This is a genomic window from Chryseobacterium artocarpi (assembly GCF_001684975.1).
Taxonomy (GTDB): Bacteria; Bacteroidota; Bacteroidia; order Flavobacteriales; family Weeksellaceae; genus Chryseobacterium; species Chryseobacterium artocarpi.
Map to the genome: position 1 here is coordinate 335,389 of NZ_MAYH01000012.1, position 12,361 is coordinate 347,749.

Consider the following 12,361-nt stretch of genomic DNA (forward strand, 5'->3'; position numbering starts at 1 on the left):
GCTAAGAATGATAAAGCAGATGAATTATTCAGGACTATCTCCTAAAGACTCTTTTAGTTTTAAAAGTTCAGCTTTTACAAATTCAAGACGGTCAATAATGGTAATTGTTTCTGAAATTTTGCTGTTTGTGGTTAAAGCAACACGTGCACCGTCCAAAGTATAACCTTTTTCTTTTACCAAATGATAAATCATCTGGAGGTTTTTAATGTCTTCCGGAGTGAAATATCGGTTCCCTTTTTTATTTTTTTTAGGCTTGATAATAGGGAATTCCTGTTCCCAATAACGTATTAATGAAGTGTTTACATCGAATGCTTTAGCGACTTCTCCTATAGAATAATACAGTTTATCAGGTAAGTTTATTTTCATTTTACGGCTCCTAAACTTCAAAGATAAAAATTTTTTAAAGTTTCATCCAAATATATTTTTCAAAGAATTTATAGGGTTTAGTAGTGTTATCATGAATTTTTTATTCTTTATTGTGTGAAAAAATAACTCTTAAATGCTTTTTTTGTGTAATTTCGTGAAATTCAAAAAGCTATAATGATATGAAACGTTATTTCTATATTTTAACATTTCTGGTTCCTTTTTTAGGATACTCACAGTGGACCAGAACTGAGATTAAATCTCAAAAAGTAAAAAAATCACAAGAAAATCTAGAATTTTCAGGGCTTTACTCTTTAAATACTGATGAACTTAAGCAGGCATTGAAAAATGCACCTCAACGTTTTTCAAATGAAAAAGGAGCTATTGTTTCTCTTCCTACAGCTAAAGGGAAATTAGAAAAGTTTCAGGTTTGGGAATTTTCAAATATGGCGCCGGAATTACAGGCTAAGTTTCCGGATATTAAATCCTATGTTGGAACCAGTATAGAAGACCCTACTGTTTATCTGAGATTCAGTATGTCTCCTGTAGGATTTTCTTCAATGATTACCCGTTCAGGAATATCAGAATTTATTGAACCTTATACTGAAGACAGAACCGTTTATGCAGTTTTTGATTCTAATGCAAAACGCGGACAGGATAAAGAACCATTTGAGTGTTCTACCATTGATCATATAGAAAAAAGCGCTGCTGAAAAAAAAAGCGCAGGCGAAACAAATAGAAGAACAGCAGGTTTTAATGTTTTCAGAATGGCTCTTTCCTGTACGGGAGAATATGCACAATATCATTTAACAGCCGCAGGAACTCCGGTAACAGCACCTGATGCTCAGAAAAAAGCAGTCGTTCTTTCTGCTATGAATGCCACTTTAACAAGGTTAAATGGTGTTTTTGAGAAAGAATTATCTCTTCATTTTAATCTAATTGCTAATAACGATGCTGTTATATTTTTAGATGCAGCTTCAGATCCTTACACAAACGCAGGTCCGGATCAGGCTAATACAGGCATAACTTCTGTTATTCCTGCATCCAATTTCGATATGGGGCATCTTTTGGATAAGAAAAACGGTAATGGAGCAGCATATCTTGATGCTTTATGTGGAAGTAGACCAGGAAGAGGCTGGACAGCCCATAATTTTCCGGAAGGTGATAAATTCGATATTGACTACGTAGCTCATGAAATGGGGCATCAAATGGGAGCAAATCATACATTCTCCTATTATTTAGACGGTAACGGATCTTCGGAAATGGAACCTGGAGGTGGAAGTACTATTATGGCTTATACAGGGATTATGGGCGAAGTATATGATATTCAATATAATTCTAATGACTATTATCATACTTATAATTTAACGGAAATAAAGAACAGAATAAGCAATATAAGTTGTGGTGTAACTACGCCGTTTGGAGTTGCAGCCCCTATGGTAAATGCAGGTTCAGATTATATTATTCCAAAATCTACTCCATATGTATTAAAAGGAACAACGGGTGATACCAACAGTTCATCATACACTTATGTTTGGGAGCAAATGGATAATGCTCCTAGTTCTCAAACGGATCTAAATTCACTTGCTTATCCAACAAAGCCATCGGGACCTAACTTCAGATCTGTTTCTCCCAAAAGTACACCAGTAAGATATTTCCCTGAATTTAATAAAGTATTGGCAGGAGCTTTATCTACCCGTTGGGAATCTGTTTCAAGTGTAGGAAGAAACCTAAACTTCAGATTAACGGTAAGAAATAACAATCCATTGGCTCCACAAACCAATAATGATGATATGATGGTAACTGTAAACGCAACAGCGGGACCTTTCCAGATAACTACGCCTTCATTTGGGCAATCCGCAAGCTCAGGAAGTGCATTTAATGTAACCTGGGATGTGGCGAATACCAATCAGGCACCTATCAATACCGCAAATGTTAATATTAAATTATCTACAGACGGAGGACAGACATTTACGACACTTGCAGCTAACACACCAAACGATGGTTCAGAACAAGTGACAATTCCTGCAGGATCTACTTCTGCCAATGCGTTTATAATGATAGAAGCAGTAGGAAATATTTATTATACAGTAAGTCCAAGCTTTGTTATTGATTATTCCGTGACAGGTGAAACATGTACTACTTATACTTATAATGCAGGCACAGTTGCAATTCCTGATGGACCTGGAGGTAATGGAATTTCAGCGCCAAGAGTAAATATTCCTTTAACAGTAAATAATAATGGAACTATTACTAAGATTAAAGTAACACCAAATGTAACTCATTCGAATTTAATTCAGGTAGCAATAGGTATTGAAAGCCCGGTGGGAACTTCTGCTTTGCTTTGGAATAGACAATGTGCAGGATCATCGGGTATTACAGCAGGTTTCAGTGATGCGGGAAATGCAGTAGGATGTACAAATGCTAATCCAACTTCACCTGTTCAGGGAGAAGTAAAATCTAATGAACCTTTAAATGTATTCAAAGGACATTCTGCTCAGGGAGTTTGGAATTTATATGCTACAGATAATGTCAAAGGAACTACCGGAAGCATTAACGGCTGGTCTCTTGAAGTGTGTACACAGGAAACCCAAAGTTTAGGAACTAAAGATGCCGCTTCACCTTTAGCTGATGATATTAAAATCTATCCTAATCCAAGTGATGGAAATTTCTTTATCAAATCTCAAAATATAAAAGGAAATATAAAAGTGACAATGCTTGATGCTAGTGGAAGATTGATTTATTCTTCATCGTATAAAAGCGAAGGCAATAACACCAAAGAATTTAATGTAAAAGTACCTAAAGGAGTGTATGTAATTAGCATTAATTCTCAAAAAGGAATATATAATACCAAATTGATTATCAAGTAAAATCGATAAATATTTTATAAAGGGACTGGCATTTATGTCGGTCCTTTTTTATAACTCAACTTGTCGCGTGGTATTATTTATAGTACTTTTATAGATTGTTATCAATTTTTCTTATACAATATAAGTGATGAATTTCATTTCAGTTCTTAATATCGATCTTTTTCAGACGGGTAAAAATCCCTCAGATTTTTATTTTAATACGATGAAAAACCACTTGGTAGTAGGACATAAACATATAGAAAAGCCACATAGACATGATTTTTATGCAGCCGTTCTATTTACCAAAGGAATAGGAATTCATGAGATCGATTTTCAAAAATATGAAGTTTCAGAAGGCAGTCTTTTCTTTCTTTCACCAGGGCAGATTCATAGCTGGGAACTATCAGGAGATATAGACGGATATATTTTCTTCTGCTCACAAGAGTATTATGAAATGCATTATGTGAATCAGAAGCTTCGAAATTTTCCTTTTTTCGGATCTGTGTCATTTCCTAGAAAGCTTCAGTTGGATACCGAGGAATTACAAAAAAATATTCATTTATTTCAGGAGCTTGGAAAAGAACATGAGCAAAAAGAGATTATGAAAGATGGCTTTATCTTGTCATTGATGTCTCAGGTTTTTATTAATGCAACCCGTTTATTTACAAAAGATTTTGATATTCAGGCTTCTTCTGCCGGGCTTTCATACTTTAAGCACTATCAGGATTTTGAAAGTCTTGTTGAACAGCATTTTACAGAACAGAAATCAATTGCTTATTACGCAAATCTGTTAGGAATTTCATCTAAACATCTCAATCGTATTGTACAGACTATAGTTCAGAAGACAGCTACAGAAGTAATCACCGAACGAGTAGTATTGGAAGCCAAAAGAATGCTGATGTACCTTGATGAAAGTTTGGTTGAAATTGCTTTCAGGTTAGGGTACGAAGAATATTCCTACTTTGTAAGAGTCTTCCGAAAAAGCTCCGGAATGACTCCTACTCAGTTTATGAGGAAATATAAGGCTTAATTTAATTCAAAGTTTTTATGGTTATTGATTAGTTATTCTTATAATGCCAGCTTAAATGGTCCTTCAAAAGTTGTCTCGAAAGAATCTACCAGCTTCCCGTCTTCATCAAAAACTCCAATCGTCATATTTTGTTTTGAGAATTTTATTTTATCTTCCGGGAATGAGATATTGATGTTTCCTTTCAAGATTTGATCTCCTTTTAAAATAATTTTTTCAGCCCCAAAATAAGTGATTTCAGCATTTTCAGGAGTGATCACTTTTATGGTCAGTACCTTTTTCTCATTAGATTTATTCAATAGAGTATAGATAAAAGTATTATTGATTTTACCTTCTTTAATGAAGAATGTAGAACCCGCTGGTTTGATGAATTTAGCCTCCATGGAACCACGCTCATACATTAAGAATCCAAGGAATCCTACTAACAAAGCTAAAATAACTGTCGTAGCCTTCATTCTTGAAGTAAACTTGAACTTTTCGCTATTTTCAATTTCAGACTCCGTAGCATAACGAATCAATCCTTTTGGAAGACCTACCTTATCCATGATCTCATCACAGGCATCAATACATGCGGTACAGTTCACACATTCCAATTGCTGCCCGTTTCTGATATCAATCCCCGTAGGGCAGACTACCACGCATTGGTTACAATCAATACAATCTCCTTTTCCTGTCGCTTTTCTGTCCTCATTATTTCTCCATTTTGAACGACCTTCACCTCTTTTAAAATCATAATATACGTTGATAGTCTGTTTATCTATTAAAACCCCCTGAAGTCTTCCATAAGGGCAAACCAAAGTACATACCTGCTCACGAAGCCACGCAAAAACAAAATAAAATGTCAAGGTAAAAAAGATCATCGTAATAAACTTTAAAGGATGCTCAGACGGACCTTCAAGCATAATTTGGAAAACCTGCTCATAGCCTACAATGTACATAAACATGAAGGTAGAAATGACCATTGAAATCAAAAGAAATACAGTCCACTTTGTTACTCTTTTTCTTATTTTTTCAGAATCCCAATCCTGTCTGTCAAGCTTCATCTGCTTGTTTCTGTCTCCTTCGATCCAATATTCTATTTTACGGAAAACCATTTCCATAAATAAAGTTTGCGGACAAAGCCAGCCACAGAATATTCTTCCGAAAACCACCGTGAACAGCATCACGAAAATAACGGAAGTAACTGCTCCCAATGCAAGAATAAAAAAGTCCTGAAGGTAGAAAGGCTGACCAAGAATAAAGAACTTTCTATCAATAACATTAAAGAGGAAGAAAGGATTGTTGTTAATCTTTACAAAAGGCAATCCGAAGAATAAAGCAAGTAAAGCATAGCTGGTATAATTTCTGTAATTGGTATATTTTCCTTTGGGTTTTCTGGGGAACACCCATTTTCTTTTACCGGTTTCATCCATTGTCCCCACGGAGTTTCTAAACTCTTCATTTTCAATTTCCAAAGATTTGATGTTGTTGGACTCTGCGCTCATTGTCGTATGCTATAAAAGTATTTTGGTAATATTTTTCATCCTGATCAATCTTGTTTTTTCATCCGTTTTTTGTTTGAAAAAAACTTATTGATTCTGTTACTGCAAAGCTCCGAATTATATCATTGAACTACTAATATGATCTACTTCAAAAATAGTACAATTAGGACATTGTGTTTTAATATTGATAATAAACCAAAATGAGAAAATATTTTTTAAACCGATAAGCATATCGTAAATTGCAGGCTTAAAAATGAAGAATGAAGAATATCTGTAAAATAGGAATGATTGGTTTGGTTTTAGCATTGGTAAACTGCCAATCAGTAAATACCAGTAAAATGTTTTATGAAGGAGTAAAACCGAAAATGGTTTCGGATAAATTTAGCTTTACAGAAGGTCCGTCTGCAGATCAGGAAGGGAACGTCTACTTTACGGATCAGCCTAATGATAAAATTTATTATTGGGACTGGAAAACCAATCAGATCATAGAATTTTTAGATAAAACAGGAAGAGCCAACGGTACTCACTTTGATAAGGACGGTTTTCTGATTACCTGTTCAGATGATAACGGGGAAATGTGGAAGATTTCAAAAGACAAAAAAATTGATGTTTTATTTAACAATTTTGAAGGAAAAAGATTGAATGGTCCTAATGATGTCTGGAATGATACTTTTGGAGGAATGTATTTTACCGATCCATTGTATGAAAGAGACTACTGGACAAACTTCAAACAGGAAATCCCTAATAAAAGCCTTTACTATAGGAATAAAGAAGGAAAGATCAGCAAGTTGGATACCTTTACTCAGCCCAACGGAATTGTAGGAAGTGAAATACTAAAAAAACTCTACGTTTCGGATATTGATGCCGGTAAAACTTATGTGTATGATATTTTAGACGAAGGAAAACTATCTGAGAAAAAACTATTTTGTGAAATGGGTTCAGACGGAATGACTCTGGATAAACACGGAAACCTTTATTTAACCGGAGACGGAGTACATGTTTTTAACCGTGAAGGAAAAAAGATTTATCATATTTCTATTCCTGAAAAATGGACATCCAATGTAACTTTTGGAGGAGAAAATAATGATGTTCTATTCATTACCGCTTCAAAATCGGTGTATACTTTTCCGATGAAAGTAAGAGGAATAAAATAAACTATAAGATATTTTTAAAATATAACCTATGTATCTATGTGGTTATTTTTACCACATAGGTACATAGATTTTTAAGGAGTTAATGTTATTTTTAATCAGGTTTAATAAGCTACTTCCATTTTCACTTTTTTTCCTTTCAGTTTTTCATTCTGAAGTTTTCTCAAAAGAGCATTCACTTTATTTCTTGCAACAGCAACGTAAGATGTAGTATCTTTTACTTCAATGATTCCTACATCTTCTTTTTGTAGTTCTCCTTTTTTTAGTAAATAACCTACGATATCAACTTTATTGACTTTATCTTTTTTTCCTGCACTAATGTAAATGGTCTGGAAAGGCGTTTTTTGCGGAACCTTAGTAAATCCTGCAACACTTTCTTCAGGAGTATCATTCTTGATGAAGGGAAAATTATCATCTTCATTCATGATCAGATAAACAAAACCTTTAGCATTCATTCTTGCAGTACGTCCGTTTCTGTGAATAAAAGCATCCTCTTTTGGAGGCAATTGATAATGAATAATAGATTCTACTTCCGGAACATCCAATCCACGAGCTGCAAGGTCAGTTGTAATAAGGATTCTTGCCGAATCATTTCTGAATTTCAGTAAAGCACGCTCCCTTTCATCCTGCTCCATACCACCATGGAATGTTTCTCTGTCAATTCCCATCTGATGAAGAAGCTCAGAAATACGATCAACGGCATCGCGGTGATTACAGAAGATCAATGTTCTTTTGTTTCCTATTTTACAGACAAGATTGAAAAGCGTATCCAGTTTTTCTTCGGGAATAGTCATTACCTTTCTCAGTTGAATATCTGGTTTTACATCATTTTCTTTAAGAAAGCTAATGATTTTTTCATCTTTCAACCCTGTGAATGCAGGAATTTCATCCATCGCAGTTGCAGACGTTAAAACTCTTTGAGAAAGTCCTTTTAAAGAATTACAGATAAACTCCATATCATCATGGAAACCTAGCTCCAAAGCTTTATCAAACTCATCAAGAACCAATGTCTTAACTGTTTTAGGATCAAAATTATTATTCCTTACGTGATAAGTAACCCTTCCTGGAGTTCCAATTAAAACAGCCGGAGCTTCAATCAAATTATTAACCTCAATCTTTTTATCATGACCGCCATAGCAAACAGATACCTTAAAATCGGTTCCCATCGATTTGAAAACCTGCTCAATCTGTAACGCCAATTCTCGTGCAGGAACTAATATCAATGCCTGAACTCCCTGAATATCCTTTTTCAGATTTCTGAGAACCGGAAATAAAAAAGCAAGTGTTTTCCCTGAACCGGTAGGAGAGAGCAGTACAATATCTGTATTGTTTTCAGAAGCTTTATAAGTAGATTTCTGCATCTGATTCATATCCTGAATCTGCAGTTTTTGATAAATTGATTGTAGTTCCATGCTGCAAAGGTAGTGAATTTTAGGGTTTGAGAGTCGAATGGTTTTAGGGTTTGAGAGTGGGAGAATTGAAGAGTTTGAGAGTGAATATAAATTATTACTCTGCTTTGAATTTTTGGGGCTGTCATTCTGAAAGAAGCGTAGCGAAGGGAAAGATTCTCAACTTTTTATAACGGATTTCTTTAAATGAGATGCTTCGACTCCGCTCAACATGACAACTCTAATACTATGCTGTTGATTTATACATTGTCAGGCTGAGCAGAGTCTAAGCCTTTCAGCATACCGCAAAGCGTTTTCTTGTAGGGTTATCAGTAAATACTATTGATAACCAATTCTTTAATGGATTGATGGGTAAATGCAAAACTATTGTTTATCTCAAATAAAAAACGTATCTTTGCACCCACTTTTTGTGCTAAAGGTCTAAGAAAGTAAAATATTATATATTAATAACTTCCGTATTTTTCAATCACATTTGTTAAGACCGTTGAAAGAGAAGGAATACAAATTTATTTAGAATTATGTCAAAAGAGACAAATTCAGCAGAATTATTATTAAACCAAAACGTAGCACCTGAACAATTTGACTGGGATTCTTTCGAATCTGGTCTTGATGCTGATGCTAGAAAAGAGAAAAGCGATTTAGAAGAGATCTACAACGGATCATTAAACAACTTAGACGATAACGACGTTCTAATTGGTAAAGTTGTAAGATTAACAGATAAAGAAGCTATCGTAGATATCAACTTCAAGTCTGAAGGTGTTATTTCTCTTAACGAATTCCGTTACAACCAAGGTCTAAGTGTAGGTGATGAGGTAGAAGTAATGGTTGACAAGAGAGAAGACAAAACTGGTCAGTTACAGTTATCTCACAGAAAAGCTAGAACGCTTAAAGCTTGGGATAAAGTAAACGAACTTCACGAAACTGGAGAAATCGTTAACGGTTTTGTTAAGTCTAGAACTAAAGGTGGTATGATCGTTGACGTTCACGGAATCGAAGCATTCTTACCAGGTTCTCAAATTGACGTTAAGCCAATTAAAGATTACGATCAGTTCGTAGGAAAAACTATGGAGTTCAAAGTTGTGAAAATCAACCCTGAGTTCAAAAACGTAGTTGTATCTCACAAAGCATTGATCGAAGCAGATATCGAAGGTCAGAAAAAAGAAATCATCGCTCAACTTGAAAAAGGACAAGTTCTTGAAGGAACTGTTAAGAACATCACTTCTTACGGTGTATTCATTGACTTAGGTGGTGTAGATGGATTGATCCACATTACAGACCTTTCTTGGTCTAGAGTGAACCACCCGTCTGAAATCCTTGAGGACGGACAAACTGTAAAAGTTGTAATCCTTGATTTCGATGATGAGAAAACAAGAATCCAATTAGGTATGAAGCAATTAGAAGCTCATCCTTGGGATGCTCTTTCTGCTGACTTAAAAGTTGGAGACAAAGTAAAAGGAAAAGTAGTAGTTCTTGCTGACTATGGTGCATTCGTAGAAATCGCTCCAGGTGTTGAAGGATTAATCCACGTTTCTGAAATGTCTTGGTCTACTCACTTAAGATCTGCTGGAGATTTCGTAAAAGTAGGTGATGAAGTTGAAGCTGAAGTATTAACTTTAGACAGAGAAGAAAGAAAAATTTCTCTTGGTATCAAGCAATTATCTAAAGATCCATGGGAAAACATCGAAGCTAAGTATCCAGTAGGATCTCAGCATGTAGGAACTGTAAGAAACTTCACTAACTTTGGTGTATTTGTAGAGTTAGAAGAAGGTATCGACGGATTAATCTACATCTCTGATCTTTCTTGGACTAAGAAAATCAAGCACCCATCTGAGTTCTGTGCAGTAGGTGATAAATTAGATGTTGTAGTTCTTGAATTAGATATCCAAGCTAGAAGATTATCTCTAGGTCACAAGCAATTGACTGAGAACCCATGGGATAAATTCGAAACTAAATATGCTGAAGGAACTATCCACGCTGGTAAAGCTGTAGAAGTTCACGATAAAGGAGCTTCTGTACAATTCGAAGATGCTGAGGTTGAAGCTTTCTGTCCTTCAAGATTATTAGAGAAAGAAGATGGATCTAAAATCAAGAAAGGTGAAGATGCTCAATTCAAAGTAATTGAATTCAACAAAGAATTCAAGAGAGTTGTAGTTTCTCACACAGGGATCTTCAGAGACGAAGAAAAGAAAAACGTTAAAGAATCTTCTTCTAGAAACGTATCTTCTTCTTCAAACAACGAAGAAAGATCTACTCTTGGAGACATCGATGCATTAGCAGAGTTGAAAAGAAAAATGGAAGAAGGTAAATAATCCTTAAACCATTTATAAATATTGAGCCGCTCATTTGAGCGGCTTTTTTGTTTCTAAAACGTTAATGTCTTACTCTTTTCTGTTCAGTGAATATTTAGACGGTGGTGTTTGGTTGATTATTTTTAATAAAATTTCAATTTTAATTAAATTATTTCACTACATAAAGAAATTATGTTATTTTTGACCAGCTAAAACAAAATTTTAACTATGAAAAAAACATTTTTATTTTTCTTCATGGCACTAATGATGTCATGGAATGGTCTTAAAGCGCAGGCTGATTATATTATTATGTTGGATAATGGAAGTTCTGTTACCAGTGCTGAGTATGCAAATATGAAACGAGGTGCTACTAAGCTTATGGAGGAACTTTTGGCGTGCAATACCAGAAATAGAGTTGCTGTTGTACAATATGGAACGGGAAAGTATGGTGATACCAGCGGAACCGGAAAATCTTTACTTTATATTGAATCTGATTTTACTAATGATTATTTTACCGCTCAAAATTTTGAGAGACGCCTGGATTTCGGACATCTTTTTAATGAATCCCTGATTCTGATTGCAGATGCTTTAAATGGGGGAAACAATGGGGATATCATAAGCCCTCAAACAGCATTGAGTAATACACAGCCTCTGAAATTTGTAGTATTTACAGATGCGGAAAGAAATTCGGGTGGTCCTGACGGATCCTATTTGGTAAATTATAATAATACAGCTTATAGTGACCCGGCAGCTTTCGAAATTGCAGTAAAGTTTAAAATGATGGGAGCGCAATTTACAATGATTCATGCCAATACAAATAATATGGCTGTGGGAGCGGCTGCATCTATTGCGAGTGCAGGAGGTTCTTATACAGGAACACCATTGGAGCCAAATGCTTTAGATCCTGATACCGGAGCGCCTTCAAGGCTGTATTATAACAGACCTAATGGCTTTAGCGTTGGGCAGCCGGAAATGGATTACTGGCCAGTTCTTGCAAGTAATATATGTAATACCAATGGTATGGGAACGGTAAAATTCAGATATGAACCGGGGGGATGTATACAACAGCCGGCAGGTATTGGTGGTTATTATAACCTACCTCCAGGGGCTACTTTGGTAAGCTTAAGACTTGAACTAATAGGATTGCAGAACGGAACCGTATTTCCTGTAACGTTTAATCCAACTTTTGGAATGGGGGCTCCCAACTTTTATAATTATAATCTTCAGCCTTCTGATTTCGCTACTGCTGTGAGTGGAGGAGCAACGGGAGAACAGAAATTCAGAATATCTATGGTTTATCTTTATAATGGGCAATATAAGATTGCTTATGCTTGGAACAATTACCCGTTCTTTGATTATGATATTGAAATGAAATGTCCGCATTTGAGAGTTGCAAAACAGCAAACAGAAGAAAAAGTTTTCAAATTAACGCCAAACCCTACGAACGGATTGTTTAAAGTGATTCTGAACAAAGAGATTAAATCCGGAATGTTAGAAATCAGAGATCTTACAGGATATGTGGTTTACAATAAAATACTACGTGGTGAAAAAGAAATCGAAGTAGATTTAAGTTCACGAAAAGAAGGAATTTATATTGTCAATGTGACAACAGATAAAAAAGAAGTATATTCTGAGAAGATTATTAAAAAATAATAAAACGAAAAACTGTCCATTTGGGCAGTTTTTTTTATAAGTGTTATTGTGTAGAAAATTAATAATATAAAAAGTGCTAATTGTTGTTAAACTGAGTGTTGTAAGTGTAAAAATAGATGTTGTTTCTCATTTTTATGAAT

The 12,361-nt window shown here is 35.0% G+C and carries 8 protein-coding genes; 5 read left to right on the forward strand and 3 right to left on the reverse strand.

The annotated features are described in order from the left end of the window. Nucleotides 1-24: 24 nt before the first annotated feature. Nucleotides 25-366 (reverse strand): MerR family transcriptional regulator, encoded by a 342-nt coding sequence (locus BBI01_RS06020; RefSeq protein ID WP_065393769.1) that lies wholly within the window; start codon nucleotides 364-366, stop codon nucleotides 25-27. A gap of 179 nt (nucleotides 367-545) precedes the next feature. Here BBI01_RS06020 and BBI01_RS06025 point away from each other — a divergent pair, with 179 nt between their 5' ends. Both BBI01_RS06025 and BBI01_RS06030 read left to right on the forward strand, forming a co-directional pair. Further along, nucleotides 546-3,233: a reprolysin-like metallopeptidase gene (locus BBI01_RS06025; protein ID WP_065393770.1), complete on the forward strand. Its 2,688-nt coding sequence runs from the start codon at nucleotides 546-548 to the stop codon at nucleotides 3,231-3,233. Between the two features lie 127 nt (nucleotides 3,234-3,360). Next, nucleotides 3,361-4,242, forward strand: a complete 882-nt coding sequence (locus BBI01_RS06030) for an AraC family transcriptional regulator (RefSeq protein WP_065393771.1) — start codon at nucleotides 3,361-3,363, stop codon at nucleotides 4,240-4,242. A gap of 38 nt (nucleotides 4,243-4,280) precedes the next feature. On the opposite strand, the gene ccoG is transcribed toward BBI01_RS06030, so the two are convergent. Continuing rightward, nucleotides 4,281-5,723, reverse strand: a complete 1,443-nt coding sequence (gene ccoG, locus BBI01_RS06035; protein ID WP_065393772.1) for a cytochrome c oxidase accessory protein CcoG — start codon at nucleotides 5,721-5,723, stop codon at nucleotides 4,281-4,283. Nucleotides 5,724-5,980: 257 nt separating this feature from the next. Between ccoG and BBI01_RS06040 the strand changes: the two genes are divergently transcribed. Continuing rightward, nucleotides 5,981-6,874 carry an SMP-30/gluconolactonase/LRE family protein gene (locus tag BBI01_RS06040; RefSeq protein ID WP_065393773.1) on the forward strand — a complete coding sequence of 298 codons (894 nt, stop codon included), beginning with the start codon at nucleotides 5,981-5,983 and terminating at the stop codon, nucleotides 6,872-6,874. A 101-nt stretch (nucleotides 6,875-6,975) separates the two neighbouring features. On the opposite strand, the gene BBI01_RS06045 is transcribed toward BBI01_RS06040, so the two are convergent. Continuing rightward, nucleotides 6,976-8,283: a DEAD/DEAH box helicase gene (locus tag BBI01_RS06045; protein WP_065393774.1), complete on the reverse strand. Its 1,308-nt coding sequence runs from the start codon at nucleotides 8,281-8,283 to the stop codon at nucleotides 6,976-6,978. 515 nt (nucleotides 8,284-8,798) lie between these two features. Between BBI01_RS06045 and rpsA the strand changes: the two genes are divergently transcribed. Beyond that, entirely contained in the window at nucleotides 8,799-10,589 is a 1,791-nt protein-coding gene (rpsA, locus tag BBI01_RS06050; RefSeq protein ID WP_065393775.1) for a 30S ribosomal protein S1, read from the forward strand. Nucleotides 10,590-10,796: 207 nt separating this feature from the next. Beyond that, entirely contained in the window at nucleotides 10,797-12,221 is a 1,425-nt protein-coding gene (locus BBI01_RS06055) for a T9SS type A sorting domain-containing protein (protein ID WP_065393776.1), read from the forward strand. The last annotated feature ends 140 nt before the right edge of the window (nucleotides 12,222-12,361 follow it).